The sequence below is a fragment of the Streptomyces sp. CB00455 genome (assembly GCF_001905445.1).
In the GTDB taxonomy this organism is placed as follows: Bacteria; Actinomycetota; Actinomycetes; order Streptomycetales; family Streptomycetaceae; genus Streptomyces.
On record NZ_LIVQ01000008.1, the window covers coordinates 25,289 to 40,473 of the forward strand.

Below are 15,185 nucleotides of genomic sequence, written 5' to 3' on the forward strand. Positions count from 1 at the left end.
GGACGCGTTACGGGGCTGCTCAGCCGCCGAGTTGCTCGAACAGCTCCCTGACCTCGTCCTCGGTCATGCTGTTGACGCGTTCGGCCAGCAGGCGTTCCACCTCGTCCCCCATTGCCGTGATGGTCGGCATCCCGAAGACGTCCTGGAGGCGCAGCTCCACGCCGAATCGCTGGCGGATGCGGGAGACCAGCCGGGTGGCGACCAGGGAATGGCCGCCCAGCGAGAAGAAGTTGTCGAGCACCCCGACCTTGTCGACGCCCAGGATGTCGCCCCAGATCTCGGCGAGGTTCTCCTGGACGGGCCCCTCAGGCGGTACGAAAGCCAGTTCGGAGTAGTCCCGCAGCCGGTCCGGCTCCGGCAGCGCCTTGCGGTCCACCTTGCCGTTCGGGGTGAGCGGGAAGGCGTCGAGCAGCAGGACGAACGACGGCACCATGTAGTCGGGTAGGTACGCGGCGACGTGCCGGCGCACCGCTTCGGGCGTCGGGCCGGCCGCGCCGGTGTCCGCCACCACGTAGGCCACGAGCCGCTTCAGTCCGGACGCCGTCTCCTGGACGACGGTGAGCGCCTCCTTGACCCCCGCGTGCCGGGTGAGCACGGCGTCGATCTCGCCGAGTTCGACGCGCATGCCGCGGATCTTGACCTGGTGGTCGGAGCGCCCGACGAACATCAGCGAGCCGTCCGGGCGCCGGTATCCCCGGTCGCCGGTGCGGTACATGCGCTCGCCGGGGACGTACGGGCTCGGCACGAACGCCGCCGCCGTCTTGGCCGGGTCCCCGAGGTATCCCCGGGCCAGTCCGATCCCGCTGATGTACAGGTCCCCGACGACGCCCACCGGGACTTCCTGGTGCAGCTCGTCGAGCACGTGGATCTGGTTGTTGTCGAAGGGCAGGCCCACGCTGACCGCACCGGCCGTGTCGATGTCGGCGACCGAGCAGGTGTGCGTGGTGGAGTCGATGGACACCTCCGTGGCACCCCAGGTGTTGTGCAGGGTGCCCGGCAGGACCTCGTGGTGGCGGCGCACCAGCTCTCCGGAGAGGGCCTCTCCGCTGGAGACCGTGGTCCGCAGGGCGCTCAGCAGCTCGCGCCGGCCGGCATCGACGTGGTCAACCACCATGGCCAGCATGCTGGGCACGACCTGGAGGTGCACCGTGCGACTGCGGACCGCCGCGTCGAGGATTTCCACCGGGTCGCGATGGAGTCCGGGGTCGATCAGGGCGATCCGGCCCCCGGTCATCAGCGGCCAGAAGAGTTCGAGCGCCGAGTCGTCGAAGCTCAGTGTGGTCTTGTGCAGGACGGTCTCGCCCGGCCGCAGGCCGTGCAGGCGCTGCATGAACGTCATGCGGTTGACCCAGCCGCGGTGGGTGTTGGCCACGCCCTTGGGCCGTCCGGTCGAACCGGACGTGTAATAGACCGACACCAGGTCGTCGGGGTGCACGGCCGCATCGGGGGACGCCGCGTCGTAGGCGTCGATCGTCTCCCGGTCCGAGTCGAGGAACACGGTGTGCCGCACCTCGGGCGCGCTGTCCCGGTGCTGTTCGAGGGTCAGGCACCAGTGGGAGCCGGCGTCCTGCGCGATGGTGTTCAGCCGGTTGCGCGGCGTGCCGGGGTCGAGGGGCAGGTAGGCCGCGCCCGCCTTGAGGATGCCGAGCAGCCCGGCGACCATCTCGACGGAGCGGTCCATGCAGATCCCGACGACCGTGTCGGCTCCCGCGCCCGCCGTACGCAGGTGCCTGGCCAGCCGGTTCGCCCAGGCGTCGAGCGCGCCGTAGCTCAGGTGCTCGTGGCCGTGCACCACTGCCACCGCGTCCGGGGCCGAGGCCGCCCGCTCCTCGATGAGTTCGTGCAGGCACCGGTCGTCGGGGAACGGCTGGTCGGTGGCATTCCACTGCCGCAGGCTGAGGTGTTCCTCCTGCGACACCAGCCCGTACCCGGCGAGGGCGCGGTGCGGATCGTCGAGTACGCCTTCCATCAGGGTGCGGTAGACAGAGAAGAACCGCTCCGCCGTCTCCGGGGCGAACAGCTCGGTGTTGTACTCGAGTTCGCATTCGAGGACGCCGCCCGGCGCCTGGGCCATGAACATCGTCATCTCGAACCGCGCCGAGCCGTTGGGCACGGGGAAGAACTCGACCTCAAGGCCTTCCAGGGCGAGCCTGCGGTCGAAGTCGTTCTGGAAGGCAAACACGACCTGGGCCAGTGGCTTGTGGCCGGTGAGGCCGCCGCCGCCGAGCAGGTTGACGATCCGGTCGAAGGGGACCCGCTCGTGCTCGACCGCCCGGCGCACGGTCGCCTCGATCCGCGCCACGTAGGAGGCGAAGGTCTCCCGGCCGTCGTACGTGGAGCGGATCGGCAGCGTGTTCACGAAGAAGCCGATCAGCTTCTCCAGGTCGGGGTGCGGGCGGTTGGCGACGGGCGTCCCCACCACGACATCGGCCTCGCCCGTCCAGCGGTGCATCAGCAGGGTGAAGACGCCCAGGGACAGGGAGTACGTCGACACTCCGCACTGCCGCGCCACGTCTGCGATCCGGGTGGTCTCGGCGGCGTCGAGATCGGCCAGGATCGCCTCGCCGAGCGTGGTGGTGGCGCTGCCGCGCGGGGTGTCGGTGCGCAGCGCCGGCGCGAGCGGCGCTCCGCGCAGTTCCTCCTCCCAGAACCGCAGTCCGCTCTCCATGTCCTCGGTCGCCGTGTGGCGTTCCCAGGCGGCGAAGTCGGTGAACTGGACGGGCAGGGGCGCGGCACCCCCGGCGCCGACGAACCCGACGGCCTGCCGGTAGCCGCCGCTCACCTCATCCAGGAAGAGGGTGTTGGACCAGCCGTCGGTGGCGATGTGGTGGAGCGTGAAGAGCAGCGCCCAGGCGTCGTCGCCGACACGGAAGGCGTGGGCGCGCACGAGGGGTGCGGCGGTGAGGTCGAAGGGGCGGCGGATCTCCGCGCGCAGGAAGCCGCGCAGCCACGCGTCGCCGCCCTCGGCGTACCGCTCGCGCAGGTCCCGGGTGTCCAGGTCGAGCTCGACGCCCTCCCGCACCAAGAGCGCGGGAGCGTCGCCGTCCAGGACGAACGCCGTGCGCAGCGCCTCGTGGCGGTCGACCACCGCCTGGACCGCGGCCCGCAGCGCCGCCGTGTCGAGCGGGCCCCGGACGCGGTAGACGAGCGGCTCGTTGTAGGCGGGGTCGTCGGGGTCGAGCTGGTGCAGGAACCACAGCCGCTCCTGCGCGTGCGACAGCCGCAGCGGCAGGCCCCGGTCGGCCGGCGGGATGGGCCGGGGCGCCGCCGCCTGCGGCAGGGCCTGGTCGGCTCCGGTGAGGCGGTCGGCGAGGGCGGCCGCGGTACGGCCCTCGAAGAGCCAGGTGAGCGGCACCTCCTGCCCGAACTCGATGCGCACCCGCATGATGAGGCGCGCGGCGAGCAGTGAATCGCCGTGGTCGAAGAAGTCGGTGCCGGCGGTCAGCTCCGGCCGGCCGAGGACCTCCCGGAAGAGGGTCGTCATCCGCGCCCGTACGGCGTCGGCGGTCATGCTGCTCACACCGCCTCCTGGTGGTCCGCGCGCTGTTCGAAGATCCGCCCGGTCCCCGTGCGCGAGGCCAGGTCGACGTCCGCCGTGCAGCGCACGGGGACGCGGTTGAGGGTCAAGGTGCCCTCGATGTGCAGCCGGCCGGTGCCCGCCGTGAAGTCGGCGCCGTCCAGGACGGTGCGGTCGGCGTCGACCGCGATGTCGAGCGTGGTGCCGCCCTGGGTGTCCAGGAAGGTCAGCGGCACGGCGCGCAGCCGTGTGATGCGCGTGTGCAACTCGGTCGCGGAGAGGCCCGCGTCGCCGAGGACCACCCGGCTGTCGGCCCCGCTCAGCCGGTTCACCAGTTCACTCACTAGATCCACCCATCTCGGCGAGCCGTTTGCGATCCACTTTCCCGTTGTGCGTCAACGGCAGTGAGTCCAGGGGCACCAGGCGCTTGGGCACCATGTACGAGGGCAGCCGGGCGCCGAGTTCCTGCTTGGCGCGCTCCGCGTCGAAATCCGCCTCGCACTCGACGAAGCCGACGAGCTGGTCCGCGCCCACGCCCCGCACCGGCAGGACGGCGGAGCGGCGGACGCCGGACACCGCGTCCAGGGCGGCTTCGATCTCGGCCGGTTCGATGCGGTAGCCGCTAATCTTCAGCTGGTCATCCACCCGGCCGAGGAACATCAGGCGTCCGTCCGGAGCGACCCTGCCCACGTCGCCCGTGCGGTACATGCGCGCCCCCGGCACGTCCGAGAAGGGGTCGGGCACGAAGGCCCGGGCCGTGTGGGCGGGATCGCCCGCGTAGCCGCGCCCGACGCCGGGTCCGCCCAGGTAGATCTCCCCAGTCAGTCCCGGGGGCAGCAGGCGCTGGTCGGGCGACAGGACGTAGACGGTACCGGAGCCGGCGGGCCGGCCGAGGCACACCCGCTCGTCGCGGTGGACGTCGGCCTCGACCGAGCCGATGGAGCACTCGGTGGCGCCGTAGATGCTGACGGCCGTCACGTCGGCGGCGCGCAGCGCCTGCCAGAGCTCCCGGCCCGGCTTCTCGCCACCGAAGACCACGAGCTTCAGGGGTGTCCCCAGCAGGCCGAACTCGACGAGCAGCGACAGCTGGGAGGGCGAGCAGTCCACGATGTCGAGCTCGGTACCGGGGGTGCGGAACAGGAAGCTGCCCGGGTCGCGCCGCTGCATCTCGTCGAAGAGGACGAGCCGGTGTCCCAGGGCGACCATGGGCAGCACCTGGTCGATGAAGGAGTCGAAGGTCACCGGCGCGGCCCCGCCCACGCGCAGACCGGCGCCGTCTGGGCTCACCCGGCGGTACACGGGGGCGAGCTGGGTGCGGATGTGCTCGGCCAGGCCCCGGTGATCGATCAGTACGCCCTTCGGGTTCCCCGTGGAGCCCGAGGTGAACACCGCGTAGGCCAGGTGCTGGGGCAGCGGCCGCAGGTAGGCCGAGGGCTCCCCCGGCGCGGGCTTCCCCGGAGTGCTCGCCGCGTCCGCGGTGACGGGGACGACGGGCAGCCCCGTGCGCTCCGCGGCCCGCGCGTGTATGCCGTCGCTGACGACCAGGCGCACCCCGGCCAGGGCGAACTTCTCGGCCGTGCGCCGCTCGGGCTCGGCCGGGTCGACCAGGAGGAATGCGGCGCCCGCCGCCCAGATGCCCAGCATCGCGGCCACCAGGTCCCCGGTGCGCTCGCACAGCACCGCCACGATGGTCTCGGCGCCTGCGCCGCGCTCGCGTAGCCGCTCCCCCAGAGAGCGGGCCCGCGCGTCCAGGGCGGCGAACGTCAGCTCGCCGTCCGGTGCCTCGACGGCGACCGCGTCGGGGTGCTCCCGCACGATCGCCTCGAACATCTCCTGGACGGAGACGAACTGCTCGGCCTCCTCGTCGTCGCCGCGGCACACGCCGGCCAGCAGAGCGGCGCGCGTCCCGGAGGACATCAGGGCGTCCGTCTCCGCGCCGGGGTGCGTTCCGGCCGTCTGCGCGAGGGGGACGACCCCGCTCGCGGCGGCGACCAGGTCGCCGACCAGGGGCTCGTGCTCGGCGGTCAGCCGGGTCAAGGTGCGTTCCAGCACCGCGAGCACGTCCTCGGCCGCCGCGACGGACAGTGCCTCCGGCATGGCGCGAAGTTCGAGGCGCAGCCCGTCCCCGGGCGCCGGCTCGGCGTGCAGCGTGACTCCCGGGGAGTCGTGCGCGCCGGAGCCGAAGGAAACGGTGCTGTCGAACAGCTCGCCCCCGCTGTCGCCAATGACCCAGCGCCGGATGTCGTCGAGGTCCACGTCGAGGTGCGCCGAGGCGTCCTCCCACTGGGCGCGCAGTTCCCGCAGCCAGGCGGACACCGGCAGGGCACAGTCGAGCCGTACCCGCAGCGGGGCCGTGCCCACGCCCTCGGCGGCATGGCCGTACACCACGTCGTCGCGGCCCGAGCGGAGCGCGAGCACCAGAGCCCAGGCGCCGCCGACCAGCGTGTCGAGGCCGACGCCCCAGCGCTTCGCGGCGTCCGCCGGCCGGACCCCGGCGTCGGCGCCGGTGGTCAGGACGTGCGTCGCCCGGGGCTGCACCGCGTCCTCGGCGGCGCCGGCCGGGAAGAGCCCCTCCAGTGTCACGACTCCCGCGAAGACGGCGCGCCAGTGCCGCTCCGTAGCGCTGAGGCCGTCAACGGCTGTCGCCATGGTCGCCCGTTCCTTTCCCGTCGTACGTCGCCCAGTCCTCCAGGGCCTCGTGAAGTCCTGTCAGGCCGCGGACGAGGCGCTCCGCGGGGATGCCCGTGGGGAAGCGGATCCGGCCGGGCAGGACGGGGGCGTAGTTCGCCGAGGTGGTGAGGACCAGGTGGTGCCGCTCCAGTGCGAAGTCGGCGAACCGCTCGATGTCGGGGACGCCGAGGCCGAGCCAGAGCTGGGTGCCGCCGTGCGGGATGGGGTCCGGCGCCCACGGTCCGCGGGCGTGGGCGAGGTAGGCGGCCCGCCCGGCCCTGACCGCCTCGACGAGTTCGGTGTTGCCGCGGCTGATCGCGGCGACCGCGTCGAGCTGGGCGCGCCCGTTGATGGATACCGCTTCCCATTCCAGGCGCGGCACCAGGCGGTGGATGTTCTCCTCGGCCGCCACGATCCAGCCGATCCGGTCCCCGGGGCGCCCGTAGTTCTTCGACACCGAGTTGACGATGGTCATTCCGGGCTCCCCGACGGCCAGGTCCACCGGGGTCGGGCAGCGGTCGGGGCCGAAGTCGAAGGAGTCGTACACCGCGTCGTACACGACGTGCACGTCGGGCTGTGCGGCGAGGGTGGCCAGTACGTCGAGGTACTCGGGCAGCAGCACCTCGCCCGTCGGGTTGTGCGGCAGGTTCACGTACACGACCGTCGGCTCGGTGCACTCGCGGCGCAGCAGCGCCAGGTCGTCTGAGGTCCCGGTCAGGGGAAGCGCCTTGTTGCGCATTCCGGCGGCCCGCATGCTGTCGCGCACGCCGCAGAACACGGGGGTGGTGTGCACCGCCTTGCGGTAGCCCCGGTCGGCGAGGTCGCGCAGAACCAGGCCGATCGCGTGCATGCCGCCGGCGGTGACCAGCACGTTGGACTCGTCGACGAGACGGCTCGCGGAGACCTCGTGTTCCCGCTTCACCAGCGCTTCGGTCAGCCTCGGGTGGCCCTGGGAGGTGGTGTAGGAGAAGGGGGCGCGGGTGTGTGCCGCCTGGGGCACGTCAGCCGGGAGCGCCGCTCCTTCGGGCCACTCCGGAACGTTCTCGACGAGGACCAGCCAGTCCTCGCCGGGTCGGGACTCGGCCCTGTTCAAGCGTCGTTGCAGAGCCGACAACTCCGGAGCCGTCACCTGGTCTTCCTTTCCTGTATGGCTGTGCGCGGGTCTGCCGCGGTCTTCTGGACGGCGGCGTGGGAGAGCCGTGGTCCCGGCTCGTGGCGGCTTCCGGACGGGTCGGCGTCCTGGTGTGCGCCAAGTGTTCGTGTGTTCACCGGCCGTGGCCCGCCCGCAGGCTGAGCGGACGCATGTCGGTCCAGACCTCGGCAATGTGGCGCAGGCACTCTTCCTTGGTGCCGCTCGACTCGTGGGCCTGCCAGCCCGGCGGCAGCAGCCGGTCGTGCGGCCAGATCGAGTACTGCTCTTCGTCGTTGCTGACGACGCGGTAAAGGTCCCGCACGTCCTACACCTCATCCTCGTACACGAAGCGGATCTCCTGCTCGGCGGCGTCGAGGACCTTCTCGATGTCGTCGGGTCGCTCGGACGTCGCGATGATGTGGCCGAGTCGCCCGTAGGCGTCCTGGGCGGGGCGTACCTCGGCGCCCGGTCGCACCGTCATCGTCACGCGGTCCACGCCGGCCACCGCGGCGGCACGGTCGAGCCCTTCGACGGCGGCGATGCGTCCCGTCCTGTCGGCGATGAGGAAGCGGATGCCTCCTTGCCGGGCGAACTCCGGTTCCAGGAGCGGTTCCCTGCCGGTCGCGGTGCGTACCTGCTGCTCCAGCAGGTCCGTGCCTGTGGCCAGGCGGATCATCTCGGGGATCATGCCGCCGGCGAGCCGGGGGTTCACCTCGATGATCACGGGGCCGTCGGCCACGAGCCGTACTTCCGTGTGGGTCGGGCCCGAGCGCACTCCGGCGGCCGACAGCGCCGCCCGCACGGTGCGTGTGAGTTCCTCGGCGACCTCCGGGGTCACATGGGCGGGGAAGAGGTGCTGGTGCTCGACGAAGTAGGGTGCGCCGGTGACCGACTTGGCGGTAATGCCGACACAGGCGTGCCGGCCCTCCACGCTGAACATCTCGACGCTGTACTCGGGCCCGTCGGCGAGTTCCTCGACCAGCACCTCGCCGGCCGTGGGCAGGCCGCGGGCATTGACCGTGCGGGAGAGGATGTGCGCGACGTGGGCGCTGGCCTCCTCCGCGCTCGTGCACAGCAGGACGTTCGTGGAGCCGGAGTCGTCGACGGGCTTCACGACGCAGGGCAGGCCGACCTTGGCCACGGCGGTCGCTCCGGCCGCGGCGTCCCGCACCACCACGAAGCGGGGTTGGCGCACGCCCTCCCGGGCCAGCGTCTCGCGCAGCTTCGCCTTGTCGCGGCAGGTTCGCATGGCTTCGGCCGGGTTGCCCGGAGCGCCGAGCCAGGTCGCCAGCTCGGCCACGGTGGGCACGTAGAAGTCACTGGTGGTGGTGATGCCGGCGATCTCCAGCGCCCGGAAGTGCTCCTGGACCGTCGCCCTCAGGGCGGACACGGAGTTGGTGTCGCAGACGATCACGTCGGCGCCGGTGTCGTCGAGGCCGGTGTACCGGGTGGGCTCGCTGGTCAGGAGCACGGGCTCGAAGTCCAGTTCGCGGGCCAGCCGCAGGGCCACCATGCCCGTACCCGTCGTGTTCGACTCGACGAAGAGCAGCTTGCGGGGTACGGGGCGCACCTCCTGGAGCGAGGCCCGCGACCAGGAGTGGACCTCGGTGCCGTAGACCACCTCACGCGGCTGCAGCCTGCGCTCCATGTCCCGCAGGCCGTGCTTGTCCCAGTGCTCCCGGCTGTACACGGTGTCGGCATACCGGTCGCCCCGGTCGGGGAAGACTCCGACGATGCGGCGGCCGGGCTCGCTGTGGCGGGCCAGGTGCTGCATCACCTGGTAGACGGAGCCGGAGGTGTTCCCGGCGAAGATCTGCTGATCCCGGGCGAGGTCGTGGGTGGCGGCGAACGCCTCGTGGTCGTTGAGCCAGTGCACCTCGTCCAACAGCGAGGTGTCGAGGTTGGCCGGCTGGAGGCTGTTGCCGAGGCCGCTCTGCAGCCGCCCCGGACGGTCGGGCTGGTCGAACAGGGCGCTGCCGACGCAGTCCACGCCAACGACGTACAGGTCCGGGTTGTGGCGGCGCAGGGCCCGCGCCGTGCCGCAGAGGGATCCGCCGCTGCCCACCGAGCCGACGAGTACGTCGACGGTGCCGAGGTCGGTGACGAGTTCCCGGGCGAGCGCCCGGTAGGCACCGGGGTTGTCGGGGTTGCTGTACTGCTGCGGCCAGAAGGCGCCCGGTAGGTCGGCGCGGAGCTGCTCCAGGCGTTCGAGGCGCGCACTCTGCCAGCCGTGGCTGGACATGCGGTCCACGACGTGGACCTCGCAGCCCAGCGCCCGGAGCTTGGCCAGCGTGATGGGGTCGATGCGGGGGTCGGTGACGATGTGCACCGGGTGGCCGAGGGAACGTCCGACCAGGGCGATGCCGAGCGCCATCGTGCCAGAGGAGCTCTCGATCACGGGCGCGCCGGGCTCCAGCACACCCAGGCGCCGGGCTTCGAGGAGCATGTGCCGGGCGACGCGGTCCTTCATGGCGAAGGGGTTGTGCATCTCCAGCTTGGCGCTTACCTCGACACCGGGTGGCGCGTCCAGCTTCAGCCGTATCAGCGGTGTCGACCCGATGGAATCGTGCATGGAGTCAAAGAACATCGCCGTTCCCCTCGATGGCGTCGCGCCGCGCAGCTAAGCCGGGCGCGTAGTGATAAATGGTGCTGGGCCCGCCGAGGCGCGCGCATCGGGCTTGTATGTGGGAGGTCTTCCGGTCGAGTTCGGGGTCGTCGGCGGCGAACAGGACACCGAGCACGGTGCCGCTGTGCGCGACGACCACACCGAGGCCGTCCGCTTCGTCGCACGCCGTCACCAGCGGTGCGAGTGCGGCGCGCGGCCGGGTCCGGGCGTGCAGTTCGGCGCTGCGGGTGGCCACGGCGCCCACCGTACGAAGATCGCCGTCCGCGACGGCGCCGGCCAGCCGGTCGAGCAGCGCGGCGTACTCGGCGCGCGTTTCCGCGTCGACTGGAGCGGGTCTGCGGTTGTAGGTGACGGTGTCGACCTGGCCTCCCTCGTCGTAGCCGACGATCACAAGCCGGGGCAGGTGGCCGAGGCGGCTGTGGAGCCGTACCTCGCGGTGCAGGAAGGCCACGATCTCGTCGTGCATGACCCCGTCGGAGGGCTCCACCTCGCGCAGCATGGCTTCGACGGCATTGGTGGGGAAGGACGTCCCGAAGGCGTCCGCCACGGCGCGCACCGAGGCCACTAGGTCCGCGGACGAGCTCGCGAGCCCCTTGCCCTCGGGGAGTTCGCTGGCGAGCAGCAGCTCGCCGCCGCCCGGCCGGCCGAGCGCTTCGAGCGCCAGCGCGACGACCCGCGCCGACTTACGCTTGCGGACGGCCTCCACCGTGATGCCCGCGGCGTCGTCCGCGTAGCGGAACGTCGCGGTGGAGCCGATGGTGATCGGCAGCGTCACGAGGAAGTGCCGGTCATCCGGAAGGACCCCCTGGAGAAGCTCGCCGAAGGTGCCTAGTGCCCAGCCACTGCCGACCGCCCAGGGTCCCGGCTCTTCGGTGGCCGTCGCCGGCCAGGTCGTGGGCACAGGGACACGTGCCATCCTCTGATCCACCGTGTTCCCCCGCATGCGCTCACTCCGTATCGGCGCCGAGGCCCAAGGCCCGGTCCGTGCCGTCCAACGCTTGTCGTACGACCGTCGCGCGCCGCTCCCATGCGGCGGCGAGGTCCTTCTCCTCCCGCTCCTGCCCGGCCAGGGCGGCCCTCACGTGGTCGGGGTTCGCGGACCCGGAGGACCGCATCCGCGCCAGCGCGGCGCGGACGTCGAAGGCGTCCGCGAGCAGGGCGTCGGCGTCCTCGATGACGTGTCCGTGCTCGGCGGCGAGCTCCCGCAGGATGTCCGGGGCACCGTCCTTGGGGGTACGTCCGGCCCGCACCGCGGCCAGTACGTAGCCGCCGGCGATCACCTGGGCGGTGCGCCAGGTGACGCCGTGGTACAGCGTCAGTTGGTTGGCCAGGGTGAACCCGCCGAAGAACTCCTTCTCGCACGCTTGCAGGAGCCGGTCCTCCCGCAGGACGAGGGCTTCGAGGACCGCCGTCAGCAGCCGTGTCACATCGCTGCAGGTGTCGAAGGCCTCGGCCACGTGGGTGCCCGCCTCCTTGGACACCTCCACCAGGTTGCTGTAGGGGGTGTTGCGCTGACCGAGCACCACGTCGAAGTGGAAGGCGGCCAGGTGGGCCGTCTTGCCCCGGATGCGTTCCAGGATCGGGAAGTTCTTCTTCTGCGGCATGGCCGCCGAGATGCCGGAGAGCGCGTCGGGCAGGTCGAGGAACCCGTGCTCGCTGCCGGCCCACATCAGCAGGTCGGTGCAGAACCGGCTCAGCGTGGCGCCGAGCAGGCCGAGTTCGGAGGTGACCTCGGCCGCCCACTCCCGGGACGCGACCGCGTTGAGCGCCAGTGGTTCCGCGCGGTCGAACCCGAGGAGTGCGGCCAGCCGGTCCCGATCCCAGGGCAGTTCCTGCCCGGACATCGCGCCGGCGCCGAGCGGGCACGCGTCGATCAGGTCGTACGCCTGCAGCATGCGCCGCGACCGGCGCAGCAGCCGGTCGCTCAGCGCGGCGAAGTAGAAGCCCGCGCTGATGACCTGGGCCGACTGGAAGTGCGTGTAGCCCGGCATGAGCACGTCCACCGACCGGTCGGCGAGCCGGTGGGCCGCCGCGGCGAGGTCGTGCAGCTGCGCCGCCACCTCCCGGAGCCGCTGCTTGGCGAACATCACCTGGGCGCAGGCCTGGAGATCGTTCCTGCTGCGGTCGGCGTGCCAGACCGGGACGGGCTCGTGAAGCCGCTCCGTGACGCTCCGCTCCACCGCGAGGGCGATGTCGGACAGGCTCTGCTGTCGCCCCCGCTCGATCAGTTCGGGTGTCACGTCGTCCAGGAGGCGCCCGAGGGTGCCCGCCTGTCCGGCGCCGATCAGCCCCATCCGCAGGTACTCGGCCACGAGCGACTTCTCGATCGCGACGTACCAGGGCAACAGGTTGCGGGCCTCGTAGCGGAATTGCGGATCGAGGACCAGTTCCCGCACCAGTGCGCTCGGGTCCTCGGTGACCCGCCCGCTCAGTCGCCCGCTCATGCGGAAGGCTCCACTTCCAGCTCCGGGACCCGCTTCACGGTACGGACGTGCGTGCACGCCAGCAGCAGGGGCGCGGTCAGTGTTCCCAGGGAGGCCAGGACCAGCGCCGGGAGCGTGCCCACCGCGGTACCGAGCAGTCCGCCCAGGACGGCGCCGATGGGCATGACGCCCATGCCGGCCATCCGGTTCGCGGCGTTCATCCGGCCCTGCATGTCGTCCGGCGTGATGGCCGAACGGTAGCTGCGGACGTTGATGTTGTAGACCACGATCATCGCCGCGTCCAGGACGTACATGGCGATCATCAGGGCCACGGCCATGGGCGCCGGAACCAGCGTGGCGAGCGGCGTCAGCAGCGAGGCGATGCCGGTAATCGCGGCCGTCAGGATGAGCAGCCGGCCGAGCGGGATGGCACGGCTCATCGGCGCCGCGATGACCGCGCCGACGAGCGCTCCGGCACCCGACGCGGCCAGGATCAGCCCCACGGTGTACGGGGGGATGTCAAGGGTGCGGGTGACGAAGACCAGCGCGACGGGCTCGGCGATCGCCATGAAGAAGTTGATGACGAGTGTGGTCAGGACCAGGGTCCGCACCGTGACATGGCCGGTGACGAACGCGACGCCGACGGCCATGTCGCGCCAGATGGACTGGCTCGGCTTCTCGCCGCCCTCGGTACCTTCCGTGCCCTCGGCGTCCTCGTGGCCCCCGCCGGGCTTCCGCTCCCCGCGGATGAGCGCGGTGAAGAACGCGGAGAGCGCGAAGAGCACCGTGTTGATCAGCATCGAGACGGGCCCGGCGAGGAGCTGGAAGATGCCGCCGCCGAGCGCGCTTCCTGCGATGCTCGCCGAGGAGGCGCTCAGTTCCAGCTTGCTGTTGCCCTCGATGAGATCGTCGCGCCCGACCAGGGCGGGAAGAATCGAGGCACTTCCCACATCGGCGACAACGCTGAAGGAGCCGACGAGCAAAGCCACCACGAGAAGCGTGGGAACGCTCAGAAGGTCGCGCCACCAGGCGAGCGGGATGGCAAGGAGAAGCAGCGCGCGGGCGATGTCGCACAAAACGATAATGGCTCGCTTCGGTTTCCGGTCAAGCCAGACTCCCGCAAACAGACTGACCCCGATGTAGGGCACATAACCCGCCGCCGAAAGCAGCCCCATCTCGAAGAGCGAGGCATCGAGGGAAACGGATGCGAGCAGCGGGAAAACAACCGCTACCATGTGCGCCGCGAACATGGAAGACGTCTGCCCGAGCCATAGATTCCGGAAATCCCGGTGTCGCCACAACCCAGTAGGCACCTGCGTTACCTTTTCCTTTTCGGTACTACTGGCCACGTACCAGGAATCCCAATTCAAGGCCGGTCGAGTCGACCTCGGGCGCGGTCGTCAGGCAGTCGACGACCTCCCCGCCGGCCTCCTTGATGAGCTCCTCCCAGAACGGCTGCGTCTCCAGACGCTGTTCGGTGATCTGGTGCAGGAAGTAGTACGGGTTGTAGTAGGCGTTGCCCAGACCGTGCCGCGTGACGGCCGGGTCGAGCGGGCGGTGGTCGACCTCGACGATCGCCAGGTGCGCTCCCGGCGCGTGGGCCAAGGCGGAGCGCACAACCTCGACGGTGGCGTCGCGGCCCTGCTGTTCCAGAACCTCCTGCAGCGAGAAGGCGGTGACGAAGCAGGGGGCGCCGGTGGTCTCGGGCGTGACCTGCGCCATATAGTCCTCGGCGGTCGCGTTCACGAAGCGGACCTTGTCGGACATGCCGCGCTCGGCGGCGGCGCGGCGCGCGATGTCGATACTGCCGGGGGTCGGGTCCACCCCGATGCCCGGGCTGCCGCCCTCGCAGAGGTCGAGGAGGAAGGTGCCGTCGCCGCATCCGAGGTCCACCAGGGCGCTGGGCGGCTCGGGCAGGAGGGCGATCAACTGCTTGACCAGGGGCACGGCGTCGAAGCGGCTCATGCCGCAGCTGCCGAGTCCGACCATGGTGCCGTTGCGCGAGGCGAATCGCTTCCGGTCGGCCATGACCTCGGGAAGCTCCCGCAGTGTGGCGCCGTACCCGCCGATGAGCAGTTCGTACCACGGGCGGAACTCCAGGAACTCGCGGCCCTTGGCGGTGATGGCCGGCGCGCCCTCGGAATCGGTGACGATGCCCTCACCCTCCAGGTAGCGCAGGAGGCCCGTGAGGCGCTCGGGGTGGAGGTTCAGGTCCTGGGCCAGGCTGTCGACACTGTCGCCGCCGGCGGGCGACGCTTCGCTCAGCCGGCTCAGCAGACCGCTGGTCATGGCGAACTCTAAACACTGGGCGAGAAAGAAGTGCCTGATGGGCTGGATCGCAGAAATCAGGCGCTGCTCGAAATCTGGCTGCATTGTCTCTTTGCTCTCGTCGTTACCGTCAGCTAAGCAACCCGCGTCACGACAGGCGTGGCCTGAGCTGAGATCTCAGCCAAGACTGAACGCCCACCTCGAATCTTCGGTGAACGCACTCTAACTTGATTACGTTTGGCGAGACCAGGCTTGACTTCGGCGGTCGGTCTATGTATGCCCCAGGTCCACGATCTCGGCTGACCCGCAGACAACTCCCCTCGGGCGTCCCACGTTTGGTTCGGGGTGATCAAGCGGAATTTCCGGTACCGCGCCGAAGTGCCACTGAAGGCACCCCGGTTGTGCGTCTGGGTGAACGGGAGCGCGCGCGGGGCGGGATGGCACGCTTTTCGCCCAACTGACTTGTATGCAGGATGGGTTACCGTCACCGGTGTTTCCTGGCTCTGTCGCTGATCTTGTGATCGGGCGGGTCAGGCCGTGAGGAGTACG

10 protein-coding genes are annotated in these 15,185 nt (G+C 70.9%); all 10 read right to left on the reverse strand.

Features of this window, described 5'->3' with window-relative positions; genetic code table 11:
• Positions 1-19: 19 nt before the first annotated feature.
• Entirely contained in the window at positions 20-3,511 is a 3,492-nt protein-coding gene (locus tag AMK16_RS27635; protein WP_242438970.1) for a non-ribosomal peptide synthetase, read from the reverse strand.
• 5 nt (positions 3,512-3,516) lie between these two features.
• Entirely contained in the window at positions 3,517-3,861 is a 345-nt protein-coding gene (locus AMK16_RS27640; protein WP_073920064.1) for a hypothetical protein, read from the reverse strand.
• On the reverse strand, positions 3,854-6,166 hold the full coding sequence (locus AMK16_RS27645) for an amino acid adenylation domain-containing protein (protein ID WP_073920065.1): 2,313 nt from the start codon (positions 6,164-6,166) through the stop codon (positions 3,854-3,856). Before AMK16_RS27645 ends, AMK16_RS27640 begins: the two co-directional genes overlap by 8 nt.
• Positions 6,150-7,316: a beta-methylarginine biosynthesis bifunctional aminotransferase gene (locus tag AMK16_RS27650; RefSeq protein ID WP_073920066.1), complete on the reverse strand. Its 1,167-nt coding sequence runs from the start codon at positions 7,314-7,316 to the stop codon at positions 6,150-6,152. Before AMK16_RS27650 ends, AMK16_RS27645 begins: the two co-directional genes overlap by 17 nt.
• Positions 7,317-7,452: 136 nt before the next feature.
• Positions 7,453-7,641, reverse strand: coding sequence for an MbtH family protein (locus AMK16_RS27655; protein WP_073920067.1), 189 nt, complete (start codon positions 7,639-7,641; stop codon positions 7,453-7,455).
• Between the two features lie 3 nt (positions 7,642-7,644).
• Entirely contained in the window at positions 7,645-9,891 is a 2,247-nt protein-coding gene (locus tag AMK16_RS27660; protein ID WP_242438952.1) for a pyridoxal-phosphate dependent enzyme, read from the reverse strand.
• 4 nt (positions 9,892-9,895) lie between these two features.
• Positions 9,896-10,861 (reverse strand): GHMP family kinase ATP-binding protein, encoded by a 966-nt coding sequence (locus AMK16_RS27665; RefSeq protein ID WP_242438953.1) that lies wholly within the window; start codon positions 10,859-10,861, stop codon positions 9,896-9,898.
• Positions 10,862-10,892: 31 nt separating this feature from the next.
• Positions 10,893-12,389, reverse strand: a complete 1,497-nt coding sequence (locus AMK16_RS27670) for an argininosuccinate lyase (RefSeq protein ID WP_073920070.1) — start codon at positions 12,387-12,389, stop codon at positions 10,893-10,895.
• Positions 12,386-13,717 carry an MFS transporter gene (locus AMK16_RS27675; RefSeq protein ID WP_073920071.1) on the reverse strand — a complete coding sequence of 444 codons (1,332 nt, stop codon included), beginning with the start codon at positions 13,715-13,717 and terminating at the stop codon, positions 12,386-12,388. Before AMK16_RS27675 ends, AMK16_RS27670 begins: the two co-directional genes overlap by 4 nt.
• Complete coding sequence (locus AMK16_RS27680) at positions 13,707-14,741, reverse strand: 2-ketoarginine methyltransferase (RefSeq protein WP_073920072.1); 1,035 nt, start codon at positions 14,739-14,741, stop codon at positions 13,707-13,709. The genes AMK16_RS27675 and AMK16_RS27680 overlap by 11 nt, the downstream gene beginning before the upstream one ends.
• Positions 14,742-15,185: the final 444 nt, after the last annotated feature.

What these genes read in the sequence shown, in the direction of transcription:
- AMK16_RS27635 (WP_242438970.1), bottom strand. Translation starts at nt 3,511, where the DNA reads ATGACCGCCGACGCCGTACGGGCGCGGATGACGACCCTCTTCCGGGAG.
- AMK16_RS27645 (WP_073920065.1), bottom strand. Translation starts at nt 6,166, where the DNA reads ATGGCGACAGCCGTTGACGGCCTCAGCGCTACGGAGCGGCACTGGCGC.
- AMK16_RS27660 (WP_242438952.1), bottom strand. Translation starts at nt 9,891, where the DNA reads ATGCACGATTCCATCGGGTCGACACCGCTGATACGGCTGAAGCTGGAC.
- AMK16_RS27665 (WP_242438953.1), bottom strand. Translation starts at nt 10,861, where the DNA reads ATGGCACGTGTCCCTGTGCCCACGACCTGGCCGGCGACGGCCACCGAA.
- AMK16_RS27670 (WP_073920070.1), bottom strand. Translation starts at nt 12,389, where the DNA reads ATGAGCGGGCGACTGAGCGGGCGGGTCACCGAGGACCCGAGCGCACTG.
- AMK16_RS27680 (WP_073920072.1), bottom strand. Translation starts at nt 14,741, where the DNA reads ATGCAGCCAGATTTCGAGCAGCGCCTGATTTCTGCGATCCAGCCCATC.